22 protein-coding genes and 1 tRNA gene are annotated in these 22,998 nt (G+C 36.5%); 6 read left to right on the top strand and 17 right to left on the bottom strand.

Annotated elements, in window-relative coordinates; all coding sequences use genetic code 11:
- Nucleotides 1–316: 316 nt before the first annotated feature.
- From phoU to BPMYX0001_RS18490, 9 genes are all read right to left on the bottom strand, one after another.
- Entirely contained in the window at nucleotides 317–973 is a 657-nt protein-coding gene (gene phoU, locus BPMYX0001_RS18530; protein WP_016116338.1) for a phosphate signaling complex protein PhoU, read from the bottom strand.
- 341 nt (nucleotides 974–1,314) lie between these two features.
- Entirely contained in the window at nucleotides 1,315–2,130 is an 816-nt protein-coding gene (gene pstB, locus BPMYX0001_RS18525) for a phosphate ABC transporter ATP-binding protein (RefSeq protein WP_016116339.1), read from the bottom strand.
- Nucleotides 2,131–2,151: 21 nt separating this feature from the next.
- Complete coding sequence (gene pstA / locus BPMYX0001_RS18520; protein WP_006096005.1) at nucleotides 2,152–3,018, bottom strand: phosphate ABC transporter permease PstA; 867 nt, start codon at nucleotides 3,016–3,018, stop codon at nucleotides 2,152–2,154.
- Between the two features lies 1 nt (nucleotide 3,019).
- A complete protein-coding gene (pstC, locus tag BPMYX0001_RS18515; RefSeq protein ID WP_003200358.1) occupies nucleotides 3,020–3,970 on the bottom strand; it encodes a phosphate ABC transporter permease subunit PstC in 951 nt (316 codons plus the stop codon).
- A gap of 27 nt (nucleotides 3,971–3,997) precedes the next feature.
- Complete coding sequence (locus tag BPMYX0001_RS18510; RefSeq protein WP_033799106.1) at nucleotides 3,998–4,915, bottom strand: PstS family phosphate ABC transporter substrate-binding protein; 918 nt, start codon at nucleotides 4,913–4,915, stop codon at nucleotides 3,998–4,000.
- Nucleotides 4,916–5,233: 318 nt separating this feature from the next.
- The gene (locus BPMYX0001_RS18505) at nucleotides 5,234–7,336 is read right to left on the bottom strand and encodes a peptidoglycan D,D-transpeptidase FtsI family protein (RefSeq protein ID WP_033799105.1); all 2,103 of its coding nucleotides are present in this window, start codon (nucleotides 7,334–7,336) and stop codon (nucleotides 5,234–5,236) included.
- Nucleotides 7,337–7,445: 109 nt separating this feature from the next.
- Nucleotides 7,446–8,723 carry an MFS transporter gene (locus BPMYX0001_RS18500; protein ID WP_003200351.1) on the bottom strand — a complete coding sequence of 426 codons (1,278 nt, stop codon included), beginning with the start codon at nucleotides 8,721–8,723 and terminating at the stop codon, nucleotides 7,446–7,448.
- Between the two features lie 136 nt (nucleotides 8,724–8,859).
- Nucleotides 8,860–9,471 carry a superoxide dismutase [Mn] gene (gene sodA, locus BPMYX0001_RS18495; RefSeq protein ID WP_003200350.1) on the bottom strand — a complete coding sequence of 204 codons (612 nt, stop codon included), beginning with the start codon at nucleotides 9,469–9,471 and terminating at the stop codon, nucleotides 8,860–8,862.
- A 224-nt stretch (nucleotides 9,472–9,695) separates the two neighbouring features.
- A tRNA-Ile gene (locus BPMYX0001_RS18490) sits at nucleotides 9,696–9,769 on the bottom strand.
- 653 nt (nucleotides 9,770–10,422) lie between these two features.
- Here BPMYX0001_RS18490 and BPMYX0001_RS18485 point away from each other — a divergent pair.
- From BPMYX0001_RS18485 to ispG, 3 genes are all read left to right on the top strand, one after another.
- Nucleotides 10,423–11,190 carry a DUF1189 domain-containing protein gene (locus BPMYX0001_RS18485; RefSeq protein WP_006096002.1) on the top strand — a complete coding sequence of 256 codons (768 nt, stop codon included), beginning with the start codon at nucleotides 10,423–10,425 and terminating at the stop codon, nucleotides 11,188–11,190.
- Between the two features lie 64 nt (nucleotides 11,191–11,254).
- Nucleotides 11,255–11,602, top strand: a complete 348-nt coding sequence (locus BPMYX0001_RS18480) for a hypothetical protein (RefSeq protein ID WP_003200346.1) — start codon at nucleotides 11,255–11,257, stop codon at nucleotides 11,600–11,602.
- A gap of 165 nt (nucleotides 11,603–11,767) precedes the next feature.
- The gene (gene ispG / locus BPMYX0001_RS18475; protein ID WP_162617293.1) at nucleotides 11,768–12,865 is read left to right on the top strand and encodes a flavodoxin-dependent (E)-4-hydroxy-3-methylbut-2-enyl-diphosphate synthase; all 1,098 of its coding nucleotides are present in this window, start codon (nucleotides 11,768–11,770) and stop codon (nucleotides 12,863–12,865) included.
- Between the two features lie 81 nt (nucleotides 12,866–12,946).
- Here ispG and BPMYX0001_RS18470 read toward each other — a convergent pair whose 3' ends face one another.
- The 4 genes from BPMYX0001_RS18470 to BPMYX0001_RS18455 form a co-directional block, all read right to left on the bottom strand.
- On the bottom strand, nucleotides 12,947–13,360 hold the full coding sequence (locus BPMYX0001_RS18470; protein ID WP_003200343.1) for a Fur family transcriptional regulator: 414 nt from the start codon (nucleotides 13,358–13,360) through the stop codon (nucleotides 12,947–12,949).
- A 13-nt stretch (nucleotides 13,361–13,373) separates the two neighbouring features.
- Nucleotides 13,374–14,207 (bottom strand): metal ABC transporter permease, encoded by an 834-nt coding sequence (locus BPMYX0001_RS18465; RefSeq protein WP_003200340.1) that lies wholly within the window; start codon nucleotides 14,205–14,207, stop codon nucleotides 13,374–13,376.
- On the bottom strand, nucleotides 14,207–14,977 hold the full coding sequence (locus BPMYX0001_RS18460; RefSeq protein ID WP_033799104.1) for a metal ABC transporter ATP-binding protein: 771 nt from the start codon (nucleotides 14,975–14,977) through the stop codon (nucleotides 14,207–14,209). Before BPMYX0001_RS18460 ends, BPMYX0001_RS18465 begins: the two co-directional genes overlap by 1 nt.
- Before the next feature lie 258 nt (nucleotides 14,978–15,235).
- A complete protein-coding gene (locus BPMYX0001_RS18455; protein ID WP_003200334.1) occupies nucleotides 15,236–16,114 on the bottom strand; it encodes a YitT family protein in 879 nt (292 codons plus the stop codon).
- A gap of 151 nt (nucleotides 16,115–16,265) precedes the next feature.
- Here BPMYX0001_RS18455 and BPMYX0001_RS18450 point away from each other — a divergent pair, with 151 nt between their 5' ends.
- Nucleotides 16,266–16,520, top strand: coding sequence for a DUF2624 domain-containing protein (locus BPMYX0001_RS18450; protein WP_003200331.1), 255 nt, complete (start codon nucleotides 16,266–16,268; stop codon nucleotides 16,518–16,520).
- A 20-nt stretch (nucleotides 16,521–16,540) separates the two neighbouring features.
- Here the strand turns inward: BPMYX0001_RS18450 and BPMYX0001_RS18445 are convergent, their stop codons facing one another.
- Together BPMYX0001_RS18445 and BPMYX0001_RS18440 are read right to left on the bottom strand one after the other, a co-directional pair.
- A complete protein-coding gene (locus tag BPMYX0001_RS18445; RefSeq protein WP_006096000.1) occupies nucleotides 16,541–17,437 on the bottom strand; it encodes a deoxyribonuclease IV in 897 nt (298 codons plus the stop codon).
- 279 nt (nucleotides 17,438–17,716) lie between these two features.
- Complete coding sequence (locus tag BPMYX0001_RS18440; protein WP_003208521.1) at nucleotides 17,717–19,027, bottom strand: DEAD/DEAH box helicase; 1,311 nt, start codon at nucleotides 19,025–19,027, stop codon at nucleotides 17,717–17,719.
- Nucleotides 19,028–19,208: 181 nt separating this feature from the next.
- Here BPMYX0001_RS18440 and vrrA point away from each other — a divergent pair, with 181 nt between their 5' ends.
- Nucleotides 19,209–19,853: a VrrA/YqfQ family protein gene (vrrA, locus tag BPMYX0001_RS18435; RefSeq protein WP_006095999.1), complete on the top strand. Its 645-nt coding sequence runs from the start codon at nucleotides 19,209–19,211 to the stop codon at nucleotides 19,851–19,853.
- Between the two features lie 90 nt (nucleotides 19,854–19,943).
- Complete coding sequence (locus tag BPMYX0001_RS18430; RefSeq protein WP_003200678.1) at nucleotides 19,944–20,894, top strand: 4-hydroxy-3-methylbut-2-enyl diphosphate reductase; 951 nt, start codon at nucleotides 19,944–19,946, stop codon at nucleotides 20,892–20,894.
- A 231-nt stretch (nucleotides 20,895–21,125) separates the two neighbouring features.
- On the opposite strand, the gene BPMYX0001_RS18425 is transcribed toward BPMYX0001_RS18430, so the two are convergent.
- Nucleotides 21,126–22,247 carry a Nif3-like dinuclear metal center hexameric protein gene (locus BPMYX0001_RS18425; RefSeq protein WP_033796422.1) on the bottom strand — a complete coding sequence of 374 codons (1,122 nt, stop codon included), beginning with the start codon at nucleotides 22,245–22,247 and terminating at the stop codon, nucleotides 21,126–21,128.
- Nucleotides 22,244–22,951: a tRNA (adenine(22)-N(1))-methyltransferase gene (locus BPMYX0001_RS18420; protein ID WP_006095998.1), complete on the bottom strand. Its 708-nt coding sequence runs from the start codon at nucleotides 22,949–22,951 to the stop codon at nucleotides 22,244–22,246. The genes BPMYX0001_RS18425 and BPMYX0001_RS18420 overlap by 4 nt, the downstream gene beginning before the upstream one ends.
- Between the last annotated feature and the right edge of the window lie 47 nt (nucleotides 22,952–22,998).

The following is a 22,998-nucleotide window of genomic DNA, read 5'->3' as shown; positions in this document are numbered from 1 at the left end:
TTGAACGACCTTGTATATCATATGTATGTCACTTATGTAGAAATTAACCTTTTCACTTCACTGAACCACATTGGTAAGCGCTTACTTTATAGCTTAATACTGTGAAATTTTAATCAGTGGCGTTTTTCCTTGTCTTTCACTGAGTGTCTACCTTCACCAATCGAGTTTTTTACAGGATAAACAATCGCTTCCTATATTATTCCATATCATATTATGATACATCTTATCATCATAGAGAGGACAAGACAACGAGCTTTTTTTGTCATGTTTTGACTAAAAAAGCAAGTGATATTCCATCACTTGCTAACATTTTTTCCTATTCATTTAATAAATAATGTTTTCCTTTCACCAAGTAAAAAACATTCTCGGCAATATTCGTAATGTGATCTGCTACACGCTCAATGTAACGTGCAATAAAAGATAATTGTGTAATTTGCGTAATCGCTTCAGGATGTTCAGGGATAGAGGAAATAAATTCACGAATCGCTCTCCCGTATATTTCGTCAACAGAATCATCCATTTCCGCAATTTGTTTTGCAGAAGTTAAATTTTCTTCTTGATATGCTTCTAACGATAAATTTAACATATCCATGGCAATCGTAAACATTTGTTCTAGACTATGCAAGCTAACAGATACATCTTTTTCTCCGAGCCGAATTGTTGATTTAGCAATATTTACGGCATGATCTGCAATACGTTCTAAATCTGTTGCTGTCTTAATCGAAACAAAAATTCTTCGCAGATCGCTTGCAACAGGTTGCTGTTTTGTAATTAGCATAAGTGCAAGGTCATTAATTTCTTCTTCTAAATTATCCATACGGTAATCACCATCAATGACTTCTAGCGCTTTTTCTACATCTTTCTTCTGAAGCCCTTCCATAGAACAAGAAAGGGCTTCTCTTGCCAATTCTCCAAGTTCAATTACCTTTTGCTGCAATGTGTGTAAATCATAATGAAATTGCTCCCTTACCATGTTGTTTCCCCCTTTAGCTGTTACATATATGAAAACTCCCGCCACTTAGCTCCTTTGGATCTTGAAGTGGGAGTTTCTCGTGTGTCTCCTCTAACAGATGCGTAACACGAGTGGAGCTGACACAGTTACCTGATAGCACAACCCCTCTATTTCATTGGCAAACGCCTTTGGAACCACTTTTTTAATATATTGTACAAAGCGTACAAGAATGCGGTTACTAGCAATTCAGCTCCCCGCTCAAGGACTGTGCTGAGCATAGTCCTTGAGCGGGGAGTTTTCTTACTTGATTTTTGATAAAATGATAAAAGCCCCTTATAAAGGGGCTTTTACTCCCAAAAACATTAACCAAATCGTCCCGTGATATAATCTTCTGTTCGTTTATCTGTAGGAGTAGTGAATAATTTGTTTGTATCTGTATATTCAACAACTTCACCGCTTAGGAAGAACGCTGTTTTATCAGAGATACGTGCCGCTTGTTGCATATTATGCGTCACAATTACAATACTAAAATCTTTCTTTAGCTCTTGAATCAATTCTTCAACTTTCAATGTAGAAATCGGATCCAATGCTGATGTCGGTTCATCCATTAAGATTACATCCGGTTCAATCGCTAAACAACGCGCGATACATAAACGCTGTTGTTGTCCACCAGATAAACCATATGCATTATCGTGTAATCGATCTTTTAATTCATCCCAAATCGCTGCACCACGTAAACTTTTTTCAACAATTGCATCAAGTGTCTTCTTATCACGAATACCATGAATCTTTGGACCATAGGCAACATTCTCATAAATAGATTTCGGAAATGGATTTGGCTTTTGGAACACCATTCCAACATGCGTACGTAATTCTTCAACAGGATATGACTTATCAAAAATATTTCGATCTCGATATTCAATTACTCCCGTTGTGCGAACGATAGGTACTAGCTCTACCATACGGTTTAACGTTTTTAAATATGTTGATTTTCCGCAACCACTCGGTCCAATAATTGCTGTTACTTCATTCTCATGAATACTTAAATTAACATCTTTTAATGCATGATCTTCTCCATACCATAAATTTAAATTTTTTGTATCGAATACAACCTTCTTCGTTGCTGACTCAATTTTCTCTTCATTTTTCACCTGTACATTTACTACTGTTGCTACCATTTTGAATTCCCCTTTCATCCACTACTTACGATTTCTCAACCATAAGACAACCACATTTATAATGAGCAACAATCCTAATAAAACGATCATACCGGCTGCTGCTACATGCTGAAACTCCTCTTGCGGTCTACTCATCCAATTAAAAATTTGAATCGGTAAAACTGTAAATCTATCAAACATGTTAAGCGGAATATAATTAGCAAAAGCAAGCGCCCCAATGACTAATAATGGTGCCGCTTCTCCGATTGCCCTCGATAAAGCCAAAACACATCCCGTTAAAATTCCTGGCAAGGCAGTTGGCACTACAATTTGATACATTGTTTGCCATTTTGTAGCACCGACACCATATGAGGCTTCTAACAAAGAGCTTGGCACCATACGAATTGCTTCTTGACTCGACACAACAACAGTTGGTAACACAAGAAGACTCATCGTAAACGCTGCTGTTACTATACTCTCACCTAACTGAAGACCATATACAAAAATTGTTAAACCAAGCAATCCAAACACAACAGATGGCACCCCCGCTAATGTTTGAATATTTAATTCTACGATTCTTGTGAATACAGATTGTCTTGCATAATGCTCTAAATAAAGAGCTGTACCTACTCCAAATATAAAGGAAACTGGTACTACTATACTCATAAATACAATTGTTCCTGACAATGCAGCTGCAATACCAGCTTGCTTTGGATTACGCGAAGCAAAGTTCATAAAAAAATCTATCGAAAGATAACTTATACCTTTTTCAAAGATTTGATAAAGTAATAAAATTAGTATGCAAATAGAAAATAGCATTGTCATATAAGAAATTGACTTATATATTTGATCCTTCCAAAAACGCGTTGCCATATTTTCTTTTATTCTCTTATGGTTCAGCATTCGCATCTTATATCGCCTTTCTAAAACGGTGCATAATCTGCTGCGAAATCATATTCATCATGAATGTAAACATAAGTAACGTCGCGCCTACAGCGTACATACTATAGTATGCGATCGTTCCATGGGGGGCATCACCTAAGCTTACTTGCACAATATAAGCCGTTAACGTTTGAATGGAGTGCGTCGGATCTATAGATACATTGGGCGTTGAACCTCCAGCAATGACAACAATCATCGTTTCACCAATCGCACGTGAAGCCGCTAATAGGATTGCAGCCATAATACCGGTAAATGCAGCTGGAAACACAACCTTTCGTACAGTTTCAAAACGCGTTGCACCTAGCCCAAGTGAAGCCTCTTTTATTCCTTTAGATACAGCTCCCATTGCATCTTCAGAAAGAGAAGCGATTGTTGGAACCATCATAATTCCTATAACAATGCCTGGACTAATTGCATTAAAGAACTGTAAATCCGGAATGACACGCTGCAAGGCCGGTGTGACAATCGTTAAAGCAAAAAATCCATATACAATTGTAGGAATACCTGCTAGTAGTTCTAAAATGGGCTTTAACACTTTTCTAACAAAGTGTGAAGCATATTCATTTAAAAACACGGCACATCCTAGTCCAATTGGAATAGCTACTATCATAGCGATTGTTGTTACAAGTAAGGTCCCACATATAAGAGGAAGTATCCCAAACTTAGGCTCTTCAAAAAATGGTAACCATTCTTTCTCAGTAAAAAAAGAATACATTGATATTTCACGAAAAAACATAATTGTTTCATTCGCTAGCGTAATAACAATACCGATTGTTGTTATAATAGATACGCTAGCAATTGCCTTTAATAGTAACGGAACCATTCGATTGATTCGCTGCGTTTTTTTTCTTTTGATTGTATTTCTTTCAATCAAATGTTGCACAGAAAATGCAAATTGACTTTTGTCATTTCGAGCCAAAGATGAAAACCCCTTTCCATCCTGACATTATCTTTTTATTTCTGTTAACATTCGCAGCTGTTCACTATATTTCTTTTGTGGTAATTTAACATATCCGACTTCTTCAGCAAGTCCGCCCGCATGTTGCATCATAAACACCACATACTCTGCCACACTGCTTTTATTTCGAATCGAAGCATGGTTTACATAAGCAAATAGCGGCCTAGACAATGGCTTATAAACACCAGATTGAATGTTTGCTTTCGTTGGTGGTACACCATTTACTTTTACGGCTTTTACCTTATCTCGATTCGCCATATAGTACGCATATCCCACAAATGCAATTGCATTTTTATCATTCATTACCCCTTGCATAATGACTTGATCATCTTCAGATAAAGCAACTGTTTTTGCAAGACGATTGTTTCGCAGGACAACACTTTGAAAATAATCATACGTACCGGAATCAACACCTGGCGCATAAAATTGCACCTTTTCGTGCGGCCATTTCGGATGAATATGTGACCATCGTTTCGTTCTACCATCTTCGCTCCATAATAGACGTAATTCTTCTATTGTCATATTATCAGCCCATGTATTTTGACGATTCACAATGATTGTGAGGCCATCATAAGCAATTTCAAATGGTGTAAACTGGATGGAATTTTCCTTCATAAAATTTTCTTCTACTTGTTTTACCTGGCGCGATGCATTATTTATATCTACTTCGCCTTTGCCAAAACGATGAAACCCTCCTCCTGTCCCAGATATACTAATAGAAATTTTCACACGTGGTTCTTTTTTTGTGTACTCTTCCGCTATAGCTTCCATAATTGGAAAAACGGTTGAGGATCCATCAACTCTCACTTCCCTCACATCATTAGCAGCGGATGGAGTAGACACATATAAAAAAATGAAACATGTCGATATTGCTAAAATCTTGATAGATTTTTTTGTCCATTTCACGTGTAGCTCCTCCTAGAAGTATCCTGGAGTAACAGGATTACAGATATAAGAATAATGCCCAACTATTAATTCGGTTTTAATAATTTGTAAAAGTTTTGTAAAGTTCAACATAATGTGGAGGAATACGATACTTCTTTCTCATTTTCACTTCTTTTCTCAAAAGTAAATATATGACCGGTCATACTATGAGAGAGTTCATTTTTTTCAACCCCCTATTTCGCGTATAGGATATGCTCGTCCACAATTACTAAAACCTATGCATAAAATACAAAAAAAAGCACACTATCTTTTAAGATAGTGTGCCAAATTCACATATTTTTATTCTTTTTTACCTTTTTCATCTTTTGGTGCTTCACCTGTTACTTCTTGTTTTTTCAAGTCAAAGTAAGCATCCATAATTTCACGACCGATATTTCCGTTAATTCCAGACTTATCATCGTGTACCCATGGAACAACAACGGAGAATGCAACTTCAGGATTATCAAGCGGCGCATAACCTACTAATGTTAAGTTATAAGTTGATACAGGCTCGCCTTTTGCATTTCTTCCGATATCTTTGTTACCACCATAAAACGTTTGTGCTGTTCCTGTTTTTCCAGCAGCTGTATATTTTGCACCTGTAAAGTATTTTGCACCTGTACCACCTGAATCATTAAATACTTGTCTAAATCCTTCTTGCACACGCTGGATTTGATCTTCAGGCATATCAATACGATTTAATACTTTTGGTTCCATTGATTGAATCACTTTTCCGACTTCATCTGGTTTAGATGATGGTTGACGAATTTCTTTTACGACTTGCGGTTGCATACGATAGCCACCATTGGCAATTGTAGAAACATATTGTACAAGTTGAAGCGGTGTATACGTATCATACTGCCCGATTGCTAAGTCTAATAAGAAACCTGGTTGGAATCCAGAACCTCTCTGACCAGCTATTTCGTTTGGTAAGTCAATTCCTGTTTTCACGCCAAGCCCAAACTGTCCAAAATAATAACGCATATCATCGAATGCCTTTTTCTTAATATCTAATGTACCACCTCTAACATATGGCACTCCAGCAATATTCATAGCTGTTTTAAACATATATACGTTAGAAGACATTTTCAAAGCGGTAAGGTCGTTAATGCTGCCCATCGTTTTCCAAGAAGCTTTTACTGGTGTACCTTTTAGCTGAATTGGTTCATCCACTAGTACTGTTCCAGGCGTAATTGCTCCTGTTTGATATCCCGTTAGCACCGTAGCACCTTTCACAGTTGAGCCCATCGGATACGCACTTGTCATTGTTCCTAATGCGTAATCTTTTATCTCTTTCGTTCCATTTTCGTCTACGATTTGTTTCCCAGCCATAGATAAAACTTCACCATTTTTCGGATTCATCATCACAACAAATGCACGGTCTAAAAGTGGTTCTGCACCTGCATATTGCTTTAAATACTTCGTAAGGATTTCTTCTACACGCTTTTGCAGTTCCATATCAATTGTTAAATTCAGATCATTGCCTCGTTGACCTTTAGAAACGTTTATTGTTTCTAAAATATTTCCGTCTTTGTCTGTAACATTTCTCACTTCTGCTTTTGTACCATGAAGCGTATCCTCATATTGCTGTTCAATATAACTTTTACCAACGCGGTCGTTACGGTTATAATCTCGAACAAGAAAATAATCTAGTCGTTCTCTTGGCAACCCTTCATCTGAGCTTGTTACACCACCAAGTACACTACGGAACATATCATCATAAGTGTATTTACGATCCCAATCAACTGTCGTATCTACACCTGGCAACAATGCTAAATTTTCACTAATGATTGCATATTCTTCTGTTGTTACATCTTTTTTTATGATTTGCGGTGTCATTGCATATCCGCCATCCATTTTACTCTTAATTGCAAGTATTTCTAAATCTTCGGGTGTTAATTGATTTATTTCTGCCTCTGTCACGCGATTACGCTGACGCTCTGCCATTTCTTTATCATCAATTTTCTTTGCTTTAAATTCAGCTTGGTCTTTCTTTGTAATCTTTTCCTTTGCCTCTTTTTCATGTAAAGAAAGCCAATAATCTTTTTTATCACGTTCTGTTAATTTATCTGGTGATACTTCAATTAGCTTCGCCAGTTTTTTCGCTGTTTCTAAACGTTCTTCCGAAGTTGAACCCTTCAGTCTTGTAAACGTAATGGTACGAACTGGGTTATTATCCACAACCGCACGACCATATCTATCAAAGATCTTTCCGCGTGGAACTGGATTACTTACTGTTGAGTTTTCCTTTTTTTCAACTTCATTTTTATAGTCCTCACCATGTACAATTTGTACCATTCCAAGCTTTACAATGATCGCTGAAAACATTAAAAACACACAAAAAAACAACACGTTAAGCCGAAACGGAACGTGGGTTTTCTTTTTTTTCTTCTTTTTACTCATACGAACCCCCTCTACCAACAGCTATGTAATAGGAAAGGGACACCTTATTATAGGTGTCCTCACTGCTGTTTTACATGTCTTTTTATTCTAGCATAAAATCCAGAAGAAGTTAACCTTCTCGTTCAGTATGATTTTGTGTTGTTTCAGGTGCTGGAATCCTTGGTTTATTTGGATTCCCTTCCCCGTATTTGACATTTCTAACAGCAAAATAAATAAGTAAATGTCCAGCTCCAAGAATACATAATAGAACAGGTAAGCTTTTTTCTGGCTGGAAAAATGATACTGCACATAAAAAACTTAAAATCGAACAGATTCTTCCGCTGTTTAACCATAATTCTCGAACAACAATATACTCGACCCGCCATTCTTTCGCCTGCTTTGCTCTTCCGATTACATCGTATGTCATCGATCCGTACGGAACAAGTAAAATCGGATAAGCTATTGCAATACATGCTGCATAAATGAGTAATTTTACATATGTAACATGAAAAATAACTAAAAATACAACGACATACAAAATAATTCCACCAAGTAAAATCGCCTTTTTTCTCCACTCCTTTTTTAACATACGCGCAACCAAGTAATAGCATACAAATGAAACAGCGGAATTGACTAAACTATACTTTCCTAATGCAAATTCGCTCCCTGATGCCAAATAGACATATACAGAAATAACAAAAATAAACGTCCCTTCCCTTAATCCTTGAAAAAAGTGTGCGCGTGTAATCCTTCCCCAGTTTTTATCAACCTTACGTTCTTTCAAAACTTGAACAATTTCATAGCGCCCCTCACATTCTCTTTTCGATAAAAAGAAGCTTATGACAACAGCAATTGCAAATAAAGTTAATGAAAGAAAAAAGATAACTGTATAACCGCTCCATTTCTCCATACGTGAAATCGTATATCCTGCTGTTATTGGCCCAATCATTCCAGAAAAGGATGTTAAAAGACCAAGAAAACCGTTAAAAAAATCACGTGTTTCCGGTTCCGTAATCTCAAATGTCAACAGATTAAATGCAAGCCAATAAAAACCGTATCCAATTCCAAGAAGACCGCCAAGTAATAAAATGTAATGTGAAGCATGCGTTCCTGCGAGTAAAACAACAATAAAAAAAGCAGCTAATGTTCCCACACCGATTCGCAGTAAAATAGCACGATCTATCCGTTTTGCCAATTTTCCTGCAAAAAGAAATGTTAGTGGCTGCAATACAACGCTTGCTAAATTATACAAACCAAGGTTCACATAGTTTTGTGTTTGTTTCCATAAATAAATGTTAACAAACGTGTTGGATAAAGAAATTGCGAGCGTGTATAATCCCCCCATAACAAGTAACAATATTAAATCACGATTCACCTCGACATCGCCAATTACATGTTTCCACTTCATACATAACTCTCCTTTACTTCATGTTCTAGTCTTCCAAAGACGAGCACAATTATGTAAAAGAAAGCATACAAAAAAGCTAGGAGAATATTCCCCTAGCTTCTTCAATATCGCCTTACCTAAAACGGAACAAGCGATATTATTTAGCTTCTTGGTAACGTTTTTCAGCTGCGTTCCAGTCTACAACGTTCCAGAATGCACCGATGTAGTCAGGACGACGGTTTTGGTAATGTAAGTAGTAAGCATGCTCCCAAACATCTAAACCGATAACTGGAGTTTTACCTTCTGTTAAAGGTGAATCTTGGTTTGGAGTGCTTGTTACTTCTAGCTCACCATTGTTTACTACTAACCAAGCCCAACCAGAACCGAAGCGAGTTGCACCAGCTTTTGCGAATTCTGTTTTGAATGCATCAAAGCTACCGAATTTCGCTTCAATTGCAGCTGCAAGTTCACCTACTGGTTGTCCACCACCATTTGAAGATAGAATTGTCCAGAAGAAAGTATGATTCGCATGTCCGCCACCGTTATTGCGTACTGCAGTACGAATTGCTTCTGGTACTTCATTTAAGTTTGCAACTAATTCTTCAACACTTTTGTCAGCTAGTTCTGCATGACCTTCTAGCGCAGCGTTTAAATTTGTTACGTAAGTGTTGTGGTGTTTTGTATGATGGATGTTCATTGTTTCTTTATCAAAGTGAGGTTCTAAAGCATCATACGCATAAGGTAAATTTGGTAATTCATGTTTTGCCATTGTTACATTCCTCCCAGTTTATGTATTGCCAAAATGACTTGGCATACAACTTCATTTTACCCTAATTGCCATAGGGTGAAAACAAATTAAATCACATTGTCTTGCTATCATTAACGTAGCAAAATTCCCATTTCTTTTCAAATAAAATGCTCATATATTTCGTAAAAAAAGCTTCCTTCTACAAGGAAGCTTCTCGTCTACATGATGAACATTTGAAATGGATATGGACCCTGTAGGACTCGAACCTACGACCGGACGGTTATGAGCCGTCTGCTCTAACCAGCTGAGCTAAGGGTCCAGAATTATGTATATATCGGTGGCTGAAATTTAAATCACACCACCAAGTCTCCACAGAACTTTCATACAAGATAAAAACTGTATGATTGCATGGTTGAGTCACTGCGAGATATATCGGTTAAGAAATGTAAGATAAATTTACCATATAAAAAAGAAAAGTGTCAATTGTATTTTTACTTTTCTTAAAGTCAAACTTCCATCAGTAAACCTTTCCTCATTTCTCAATGATGGTGAGCTCTCGTCTATTTTACATTTACTGAAGTCTATCTTTTTTATTTTCAAATCTTAAAAAAACACCTTACTGCAAGCGAATAATTATATAAATCCATTTTGTTTTTTCGATATATAATAATCCCCCACTACGCAAAACAAAAAGTGACCTGCACTTGTTTTCTCTCTTTGTTTTACCATCGGACGGGGCAGGAAAAAGGATCTGACTGCTTCTATGCATAGCCAGTTGCCCTCTCCTACCTAAAAGAAAGGTTTTATGTCAGGGTTTCAATTTATATTGATATAGCAAAAAGTCCTTTATAGCTATCACTTACTGGGGTATCAATCTTACTTCACACGATATAACTTGTAGTTCTCTAGATTCGTACGTTACAATGATTTTATGCATCAATCTATCATACATATAGCAAAGGAAGTGAATATATGTCCGTATTTACGCAGCTAGTAAAAAGTTTATATTCGCCAAAAGACATGGCACTTTTTCGTTTTCAAAAAATCGGGAAAACGATTCTGTATATCATGTTATTGTGTTTAATTGCAACAATCCCAAAAACCTTCACATTTGGGAATTTCACCCAAGATATCGTTTCTACTGTACATCAATCAATTGAAAAAGATCTCCCAGATTTTAAAATTGAGAACGGCGAACTTCATGCCGACGTTAAAGAACCCATTATAAAAGAAGATGGGAACTTTGTTTTCGTATTTGACCCTAATGCAACGGATACGACTGCATATGCAAATAAACAAGGTGTATTCGTTTTAAAGGATAAAGTTGTATCTATTAATAACAATCAAACACAAAGTCAGTCTTATAGCGATTTTGGGAATGGTACATTTGAGAAAAAAGATATTAAAGATATCATATCAGCCATTGATAGCATTTATCCTATTCTCATGCTTGTTGTAGGAATAGTCATTTATTTGTTCCAATTATTCATTTCATTCCTAGGGGTAACAATTTTAGCCTTTATTGGTTCTGCAATGGGCGGTCAGCGGAAGTTATCTTACAAACAAGTTTGGACATTAACGGCCTACAGCTATACAATTCCAACAATTTTCTTTATGATTATGGATTTATTAAAAATAAATGTACCCTGGTCATTCCTTCTGTACACTGCAATCATTTTAATTGTTCTGTACTTAACCATTAAAGAAATACCAAAACCTAAAGAAAAACACGAACTATAAAAAATGCCATTTTGGCATTTTTTTTTTGGACAAGCATATATTTCCTAACAAAGGAGTGAGGAATATGAAAAGACTTGGTACACTCTTACTTGTGCTTGTTCTCGGTTACGTGTTTTATTACGATATAAAAATTGGTACTTTACCAATGTTAAGTTCATACAAAAAACCAACAGCTGCCCAAACTGTAAAAAAAGAAAATGTTGATACAAAATCCAAAAAAGAAACGGATGCACAATATAAAGCGATTGAAGTAAAAACAGGAGATACTGTTTTATCCATTACAGAAGCGATTAACAAGAAAAAAGTTCCTTCTATTGAAAAAGTAATCGATGATTTTAAACAATTAAATAAAAATACATCTTCTACAAAAATTCAAATTGGAAAATCTTACAAATTTCCATTATATCAATGAACCATCACTTAATCCTTGTCAATTACATAAAGGCGCTGATACAATAGTAAAAGTGAAACCGAGCATATAGGTTTCTATCGCTCCATATCACATATACTATATTTGATATGAGGCAACAAAATAAGAAACTTCTTTTATAAGGAGAGCGATCTATTCGTGAATGAAATGACTCATCGTACAAAAACACGTCCTGTTAAAGTCGGTAATTTAACAATTGGCGGTAATAATGAATTAATTATACAAAGTATGACAACAACAAAAACGCATGATGTAGAAGCTACAGTTGCTGAAATTAAACGTTTAGAAGAAGCGGGTTGTCAAATTGTCCGCGTTGCTGTTCCAGACGAACGCGCAGCAAATGCTATTGCTGATATTAAAAAACAAATTAACATCCCACTTGTTGCTGATATTCACTTTGATTATCGTCTTGCTTTAAAAGCAATTGAAGGCGGCATTGATAAAGTACGTATCAATCCAGGAAACATTGGGCGTCGCCATAAAGTAGAAGCTGTTGTAAATGCTGCAAAAGAACGCGGTATTCCAATTCGTATTGGTGTAAATGCTGGTTCATTAGAGCGCCATATTTTAGAAAAGTACGGCTATCCTACTGCAGATGGTATGGTTGAAAGCGCACTGCATCATATTAAAATTTTAGAGGACTTAGATTTCCACGATATCATCGTATCCATGAAAGCCTCTGATGTTAACTTAGCAATCGAAGCTTATGAGAAAGCAGCTCGTGCCTTTGATTATCCATTACATTTAGGCATTACAGAATCTGGAACACTATTTGCTGGAACGGTAAAAAGTGCTGCTGGTCTTGGAGCAATCTTAAGTAAAGGTCTCGGAAATACACTTCGTATTTCATTAAGTGCTGATCCTGTTGAAGAAGTAAAAGTTGCTCGTGAACTTTTAAAATCATTCGGTCTTGCATCGAATGCTGCAACACTTATTTCTTGTCCAACTTGCGGTCGTATTGAAATTGACCTTATCAGTATTGCAAATGAAGTAGAAGAATATATCTCTACGCTGAAAGTACCAATCAAAGTTGCTGTACTTGGATGTGCTGTAAACGGACCTGGTGAAGCTCGTGAAGCTGATATCGGTATTGCCGGTGCACGTGGAGAAGGCTTATTATTCCGTAAAGGAAAAGTCGTTCGCAAAGTACCGGAAGAAACAATGGTAGAAGAACTCAAAAAAGAAATTGATGTAATTGCTGCTGAAATGGCTGCAAATCAAGAAAAAGAAAAACAAGAGCAATAATAAAAACGGCTGCCTGGATGTCACCAGCAGCCGTTTTATAACTACAAATAAAAGCTTGTCAGTCTTTACGCTGACAAGCTTTTACTTTGCACACTTCGGGCAACGCCCGTATATTTCAAACTTATGCCCTGTTACTTCGTATCCTTTAAAATCTTTATTCATAAAATCCATTGGACAGGAAGTAATTTCTTTCGTACCACCACAATCCAAGCAAATGAAGTGATGATGATGTTCCATAATTGAACATGTAAAACGAAAATGCTTTTCTCCATTTAATTCTGTTTGCTCTAAAACACCAATTTCAGCAAATACCGTTAAATTACGATAGATTGTATCAAAACTTAGTCCTGGGTAATCATTCTTCATATGCTCTAAAACGTCTTTTGCGGTTAAATAACGATTATGAACCGCAAATAAACGTAACATTTCTTCCCTTTTTCCAGTGTGTTTATAGCCTTTTTCTTTCATAAGACGTAAAGCTTCAGTCAGATTCATAACTATCCCTACTTTATGCAGTTTTTTTCTTCTTCCATAAGATTGCACCGATTAAAATAAGAACCGCTAGCATAACAATTGTACCACCTGGAGCTAAATCAAGCTGATAAGAAGCAAACAGCCCACCTATCACGGAAATTTCACCAAATAAAATGGAAAAGAAAATTGTTTGTTTAAATCCTTTTGCGATGCGGATACTTGCGGCAACTGGTAACGTCATTAGGGATGATACGAGAAGAACCCCAACAACACGCATTGATACTGCAATGACAAGCGCAACTAAAATAATAAAAATAAAATGAATCCATTTAGCACGAAGACCTGTTGATACAGCATATTCCTCGTCAAATGATAATAAAAATAACTCTTTATATAATAAAATAATTGTTGCAATAACTACGATTGCTACAATACCAATAAGAATTAAATCCGTGCTTGTTACAGCACTCACGCTACCAAATAAGTAACTAAATAAATCCGTATTAAATCCATTCGCAAGTGAAATAAAAACAACTCCGAGTCCCATCCCTGCTGAAAGAATAATTGGAATCGCTAATTCTTGGTAATGTTTATATACAGTACGTAATTTTTCAATTAATAGTGCTCCGCCTATCGAAAAAATCATTCCCATATATAACGGATTTAAAAAACCACCTGTAAAAATCGTTTTTTCTAGTAACAAACTTGCGGCAATCCCTGATAATGTCACATGACTTAAAGCATCTGCAATCAGTGACATGCGACGAATGACAACAAATACACCGATTAACGGGGCAACAAGCCCTATTAAAATACCAGCGTATAAAGAATTGCGTAAAAAATCATATTGTAAAAAATCCTGTATCATTATATCCTCCCGTGATGCTCATGATCATGTTCTAAACGATGAACATGATGTCCATATAAAATCGACATTTCTGCATCTTCTAACTCTCGGAATTTCTCAACATTTCCATGGAAATGCAAATGCTGATTTAAACATGCAACATGTGTCACCTTCTCTGTTACAGCTCCCATATCGTGTGTAACCAGAATCAATGTGATACCTAGTTTTTTATTTAAATCTTCTAGTATCTCATAAAAGCTCTCTACACTCTTTACATCAATCCCCACTGTAGGCTCGTCCAAAATTAGTAATTCTGGATTACTTACAAGCGCGCGTGCAATAAACACACGTTGCTGTTGTCCACCGGAAAGCTCTCCGATGTTACGATTTTGAAATTCACTCATTCCTACATCTGCGATTGCCTTTGTAACCTTTTCTTTATCTTCTTTCTTCAAGAAACGAAATAGGCCTTTTTTTGAAACAAGCCCCATTGAAACAACTTCAAAGACAGTTGCTGGAAAACCAGAGTTAAAGCTGTTAGCCTTTTGTGAAACATAGCCAATTTTATTCCACTCTTTAAACTTCTTGCTATCAATACCAAATAACCGAATACTCCCTTTCTTCGGCTTCAAAACACCTAATATACACTTTAATAGGGTCGATTTACCAGATCCATTCGGTCCAACCAAACCTAAAAAAGCTCCCTTAGGAACTTGCAAATTAATATCTTCTAACACATTTCGATCTTCATACCGAAATGCCAGTCCTTCTATTTCCAACATATTCTTCATAGCATCTCACCTATTTTAATTCAGAATGATTCCGATTTACCTCTATTTGAATTATAGTATAACTTATTATAGTTGTAAACCAATCTGCCCAAAAATATATTCTTTATTTCGGACAACCTTATTATTATAACAAAAAAGCAGAGAAAATCTCTCTGCTTTTTAAGGATATTCAAAAATTACGGCAAAGATTGCTTTTACATTTCCTCATACTTTGGAACTGATTGGCCTTCTTTATCTTCTTTTTTTGAACATGTACTTTTAATGAATAGCGGATTTAAATTTACCACCATTTGTCTCTTGCGTACTCATAATTGTAATAAAGGCATTTTCATCAATTTCATGAACAATTGATTTTAATTTTGTTACCTCAAGACGTGTAACAACTGCATAAATTACTTCTTTCTCTTTATCTGTATAACCACCTTTAGCAACGAGTTTCGTTGTTCCACGACCAAGGCGGTGTAAGATGGCATTTGATACTTCTTCATACTGATCTGATACAATCAGTACTGCTTTTGTCTCATCCAATCCTTGAATAACCGTATCAATTGTTTTAAATGCGATATAGTATGTCATAACAGAATACATCGCCTGTTCGACACCAAACACAAATGCTGCCCAAGCAAAAACAAATAAGTTCACAAACATAACAAATTCACCAACAGAAAACGGTAATTTTTTCGTTAATAAAATTCCCATAATTTCCGTTCCATCTAATGAACCACCATGCCTAATAACAATCCCTACACCAATCCCTAAAATAAGACCACCAAAAACGGTTGCCAAAATCGGTTCCGTCGTAAAAGGCTTGAAAGAATGTAATGTTGACTCAATAAATGCTAAAGCGACGATTGCAAAAGCAGAAGATAACATAAAAGTTTTCCCGATTTGTTTATACCCAGAATACATAAACGGTAAATTGAGGATGACAACTAAAGTAGAGAAACTTAACCACCAAATGTTTGGAGTAAGATAATCTAGTATGAGGGAAATACCGATAATACCACCGTCAATAATTTTATTTGGCATTAAAAACAGTTCAATAGCTACTGCCGCACACGTTGCACCAAAGACAATCATAACTAAACGATACAATAGGTGAATAATACTTTCTTTTCTATGTTGCTTTTTTTCCATAAACCCTCCTTATATACTTTTTATATAGTTTTGTTCTTTTATTATAACATAGTCTTCTTTTACTTATAGAAAAAAGCATCTACTATGCGAATATATACAAGCATCCCGCACATATATTTCGATATAAGAACAACTGAAGGAGGACTACATCATGAACCTCATCAAGCACATTGTAAACAAAAAATTAAATCATATGACAACAAAAGAATTATTGAAATATAGTAAAGAATATGAAGTTCCCATCACAACTGAACAGGCTGAGCAAATTGTCCCTTTAATAAAAGGGAAAAACATCAACATTTATGATACAGGAGAAAGACTAGAACTTTTAAAAAAGATTGCAAAAGTCACTTCCCCATCTACCGCTCAACAAATAAATACGCTATTTCAGAAACTATTAAAATAAGGAGGTGGAAATCCCCCTCCTTATTGTTCTTTAATCTTCTCAAGAAGACCTTCATCAAATGAGCCACTCTTCAACATTTCAATTTCAAACTTATATGGTGGTTTTTTATCTTTCTTATCCTCACCTACATACGGTGTTTCAAGAATTTTTGGTACATGCTGTAATTGCGGATGGTGTACGATGTGGTGTAACGCTTTATAACCAATATGACCGAAACCAATATTTTCATGACGGTCTTTTCCAGCTCCGCGTATATTTTTACTATCGTTAATATGCAATACTTGCAAACGATCAATCCCAACAATTTTATCAAATTCATTTAATACACCGTCAAAGTCATTCACAATGTCATAACCTGCATCATGCGTGTGGCACGTATCGAAACATACAAATAACTTTTCGTTATATTTTACACCATCAATAATTTTTGCAATTTCGTCAAAGCTGCGTCCGCACTCTGTTCCTTTTCCAGCCATCGTCTCTAGTGCAATATTCACTGTCTGTTCTGGCGTCAATACCTCATTTAGGCCTTTAATGATTTGCTGAATACCAGCTTCAGCTCCCGCGCCAACATGAGCTCCTGGATGAAGTACAATTTGCTTCGCTACACCTAACGCTGACGTTCTTTCAATTTCCATGCGCAGGAAATCAACACCTAATTGAAACGTTTCCGGTTTTGTCGTATTACCAACATTAATAATATAAGGTGCATGGACAATAATTTCTTCAATACCATTGAGCTCCATATGTTTACGCCCTGCTTCTATATTTAACTCTTCAATTGGTTTTCTTCTCGTATTTTGCGGTGCACCTGTATAGATCATAAAGGTTGTCGCACCGTATGAAGCAGCCTCTTCACTTGCTGCTAATAACATTTTCTTACCACTCATAGAAACATGAGATCCAATCTTTAACATATAATCACCTCTTCAATATACAATAGCTATAATGATAGCATAATTTGTAGAAATATGTAGTGAATTGTTTGTTCACAAAACAATAAACATACTGCTAAAACAGATTCACAAGTTACGCCCCCTGCTTCTAAAACATGGAACTCTTCTTAGCATATCAAGATTAGTAGCGTTTTTCTTAATTCCTGCTGGTTATTAGTCCTCACCTAACGCCTTTATTTTTGCTACAGGAAAGATTCACATTCGCAAATAAAAGGATAAAAAAAGATAAGGGATCGCCCCTTATCTTTTTTTATTACTGTATTTATTCTTCACTTTTGCACGTTCTGTTGCCAGTTTTCTCTTATAATTAGGTTTTACTTTTTTCGGCTTCTTAACAACTTTCGTTGCCATAATATCAAGTTCATCATTTGGCTTTTTACGACTTTTACGACGACGGCGGTCACCTAAATCAGCCCATTCATCTCCACGTAAGTCTACATGGTTAAATATGATATTACGTTGTTTTTCTAAGCTATCTAACGCTTCTTCATTTGCTGGATCATAAATCGTCACTGCAATTCCTGAATATCCAGCACGAGCTGTTCTTCCTACGCGGTGAACAAAAAAATCTAAATCAGATGGAAGTTCATAGTTAATAACATGGCTAATCCCTTCAATATCAATACCACGTGCGGCTAAATCTGTAGCGACAATGTATTGAAACTCTAAGTCACGAACTTGTTTCATCATTTTTTTACGATCACGTGGTGATAAATCACCATGAATTCTTCCTACTTTTAATCCACGCTCTGCTAATCCGTCCGCAACTTCATCCGCTTTTTTCTTTGTATTTGTAAAAACGATTGCTAAATACGGCTTAAATTGAAGTAACATATTTTTCACTAATTCAATTTTATTACGATGCCTAGAAGGAACTAAATAATGCTCAATATTCCCTGCTGCAACTTGTTTTGGATTAATATGAATATGCTCTGGATTCTCCATATACTTCTTCATAAACGGTTTTAATTTTTGAGGAATCGTTGCAGAGAAAACAAGCATTTGCAAGTTTTTAGGCATACGCGCTGCAATTTTATCTACATCTTGAATGAATCCCATATCAAGCATCAAGTCTGCTTCATCAACAATAATCGTAGTAGCTTTATGAACGAATAGCGCTTTTTCTTCTACTAGATCTTTAATACGCCCGGGTGTCCCAATAACAACATGAGGTTGTTTTTTCAATTTTTCAATGGATCTTTGCTTATCTGTTCCTCCGATTAAGCAGCGTGCTGTAATCATTTGATCTTCTTCACAAAACTTTGTTAACTTTACAATCTCTTGATAAATTTGTTGTGCTAACTCACGAGTAGGCGCTGTAATGACAAGTTGGACCTCTTCTCGTTTCGCATCAATTCGGTTTAATGTTGGAAGTAAATATGCGTGTGTTTTACCAGAACCCGTTTGGGACTGTCCAATTACACTCACACCTTTTTTCACAACAGGAAAAATTTTCTTTTGAATTTCTGTCGGCTCTGAAAAGCGTAGTTCACGAACTGCATCTATTAAAAACGGTTGAAAATTATATTGTGTAAATGTTTGTAGTGTCATAAGTTACACCTTCTTTCTAAAATTTCTACTGCGCGCACAAATCAGTCAAGTCTACATTATATCGAACTCTAATAGTAAAATCCATCTTTAGTTTAGGTTTTCACTCCAAAAACTAACCTTCTTTCTTTTCATTGCATATTGTATGTGTATATACCTAACTGAAGAAAGGAGGAGTTCTCTTATGTATCCGAACTCTCCTATGGGACAAATGTATACAGGACAGCAACCGTACACCCCGTATCCTATACCTAATTTACCTCCTATGATGCAAAAAAAGAAAGGATTTCTCTCGAAGCTATTCAAAAAACACGATCCGACTCAGCCCTTTATGCAAATGGTTCCTCCCTATCGACAAATGGAGGGGCAACCGATGATGCATCAACATCAGCAGCCCTATATGCAGCAGTCACAACAAATGATGCCACCTCAAATGAACAATCCGAATGAAATCCGTAGCTCAGCACCGATTATACCTAGCGCTAGCGGTGGCGGTGGCATTGGCAGCTTTTTTTCCAACTTAATCTCCAATCCAACAGGTATGTTAAATAACATTGAAAAAGTTGCTCAAGTCGCTCAATCTGTTGGACCTGTCGTCGAGCAGTATGGACCCATTGTGCGTAGCATACCAAGCATCGTAAAAATTCTCACTTCTGGAAAAGGTGCTGCTGAAGAATCCGCAGAAGAGGTGGAAGTAATTACTACACCTCCACCACCTTCAAAAAAGAAAAAAAAGAAGAAAATAATTTTAGAACCAGTTATTGAAAGAGCCTTACCGAAAGAGGAGAATATCCCGCGTATGGCACCAAAACCGAAACTATATGTCTAACAATCCTTTGTTTTCTGTCCGCTCCTCCTTTATAATGGAAAAGACTATGTACAAAAAGGATTCCTTGTTTAGAAGGAGAGGATTACTCACATGAAAATTGTTAAAATTTCCCCTCGTGGTTATTGCTACGGTGTTGTTGATGCAATGGTCATTGCACGCAATGCTGCACTAGATAAAACATTACCGAGACCGATTTATATTTTAGGTATGATTGTTCACAATAAACATGTAACCGACGCTTTCGAAGAAGATGGCATTATTACATTAGATGGTCCAAGTCGATTAGAGATTTTAGACAAAATTGATTCTGGTACTGTTATTTTCACAGCACACGGTGTTTCTCCAGAAGTTAAACAACGTGCAAAAGAAAAAGGGTTAACGACAATCGATGCAACATGTCCAGATGTTACGAAAACACACGACCTTATCGAAACAAAAAAATCGGAAGGATACCATGTGATTTACATTGGTAAAAAGGGACATCCAGAACCAGAAGGTGCCGTTGGTATTGCACCTGACATCGTTCATCTTATTGAAAAGGCAAATGATTTGGAGACACTAGAAATCCCAACAGAGAAAATTTTAGTAACAAATCAAACAACAATGAGTCAATGGGACGTTCAGCACCTGATGGAAGACATTCAGAAAAAATTCCCAACAGCTGAATTTCACAAAGAAATTTGTTTAGCAACACAAGTACGTCAAGAAGCAGTTGCTAAGCAAGCAGATGTGGCTGATTTAACGATTGTTGTCGGTGATCCAAAAAGTAATAACTCAAACCGTTTAGCCCAAGTATCACAAGAGATTGCTGGTACAAAAGCATACCGCGTTGCAGATGTAAGCGAAATTCAATTAGAGTGGCTGCAAGGGATCGAAAATGTCGCTGTTACCGCAGGGGCCTCTACACCAACGCCAATTACAAAAGAAGTAATCGCCTTTTTAGAACAGTACGACCCAATGAACCCAGCAACTTGGGAACGTAAACGAAACGTACCACTTCAAAAAATCTTGCCACGTGTAAAAGTAAAAAAACAACAATAAAAAAATCCGTTGCTAACTCACTAGCAGCGGATTTTTTTATTCAATATAAATCTATTTTGATTTTTTTCACATATAAGTCGCTGCTACGAAGAACAAAAAAATTACCTATATTCTTTTTTCTCTTTGTTTTCACTTGGCATGGGGCAAAAAAAGGCTCTGACCACTTCTATGCATAGCCGGATGCTCTCTTCCATCTAAAAAGAAAGATTTTATAATTTTTCTTTTTAGATCTTATACAAAAGTAAACGGATCTGTATGTAACTGAGAAGCATGAATTTGCACAGCAAATTTTTTCTCATCTACTTTTTGCTGTAATTGCTTTTGCACACCTTGTTTCATCACTTTTTCAACATTATGTCCTGGATCCACAATATTTAATCCGAGCATCATCGCATCATGTGCAACATGATAATACATATCGCCCGTCACATACACATCTGCCCCTTTAAATTTCGCTTGCGTAATATATTTATTCCCATCACCGCCAAGCACTGCTACTTTCCGCACTTTATCGTCTAAATTCCCAACAACTCGCGCACCTTTTACATCTAATGCCGATTTCACATGTTCAGCAAACTGGCCTAATGTCATTTCTTCTTGCAAATATCCAATTTTACCAAGTCCTAACGTTTCTCCCTTATTATCAAGGGGGTATACATCGTAGGCAACTTCTTCATATGGATGTGCTGTTAACATTGCTTTTACTACTTTTCGCTCTAGTGGGGCTGGGATAATCGTTTCAATCTTTACCTCTTCTACACGCTCTAACTGCCCAGTTTCGCCTATATAAGGGTTTGTCCCCTCCCCAGGCATAAATGTACCTATTCCTTCACTATTAAACGTACAATGGCTATAGTTGCCGATATAACCAGCGCCAGCATCCCCAAGAGCTTTACGAACTTCTTCAGCATGCGTTGCAGGCACACATACAACAATCTTTTTCATTTCTTCCGAGTATGTCGGAACAAGCACTTCTGTATTTTGTAATCCCAGCGCCTCAGCAAGCAAGTCGTTCACTCCGCCTTTTGCTACATCGACATTTGTATGCGCTGCATAAACAGCGATATCGTTTTTGATACACGTTTCAATAATTCGACCATACGCCTTATCTGTATGGATTGCTTTTAGCGGATTAAAAATAAGCGGGTGATGGGCAATAATTACATTCGCACCTATTTGAATCGCTTCTTCTACAACCGCTTCTGTAACATCTAGTGCAATCAATACATGCTGGACTGGCTTATTGAGTGCACCAATCTGCAAACCAATTTTATCGCCTTCCATCGCTAAATGCTTCGGATACATACTTTCAAATAAAGAAATCACTTCATGCCCATTTGGAATTTTACTCATGATAAAACCTCCTCTATCATTTTCATTTTCTCGACTACTTCAATTCGTTTTGCCTTTGTATCTTCTGATTCTGTCGCACGCTCTATTTGCTTCAGGATATTTTGAAAGTTTTTCAGTTCATTTTCCCATTTCTCTACAAACGCATCACTTTTTTCCTTCATCAAAAATGGTCCAATAAATAACTCTGCTTGTTTGTTTTCATGATAAGGAGTTAGCGGTTCTCCTTTTTCCCCAACTAAAATCTCATAAATCTTTCCGTCTTCTTTTATAATTTTTTCATGAATAAGCTCCCAACCATTTTCAATAAACCATTCACGAATATGATGTGCAGCAATATTAGGCTGTAAAATTAAACGTATTACACCATTTAGCTTTTCTTTTCCATTCTCTAAAATATCACGAATTAGCGCTCCACCCATACCAGCAATTGTAATAACATCGACTTCTCCTGGTGTAATAACAGCTAAGCCATTTCCTTTACGAACATCTACCTTTTCTTGTAGGCCACTCTCAGCTACTGTAGCCTGTGCAGAACGGAATGGCCCATCTACCACTTCTCCCGCTACTGCCTTTGTAGCAATATTATTTATGATTGTATAGCACGGTAAATACGCATGGTCGGAACCAATATCTGCAACTGTAGATCCTACTGGAATCTCCCGCACTACTTCTTCTAATCTTTTTGAAAGCTTCACTTCATTCATTTATTTCCATTACTCCTTCTCTTGTCAGTCTGTCTCCATGATAATGA

This window comes from Bacillus pseudomycoides DSM 12442 (assembly GCF_000161455.1).
GTDB classification, from domain to species: Bacteria; Bacillota; Bacilli; order Bacillales; family Bacillaceae_G; genus Bacillus_A; species Bacillus_A pseudomycoides.
The sequence above is the reverse complement of the archived record's forward strand: the minus strand, read 5'-3'. Positions and strand labels throughout refer to the sequence as shown.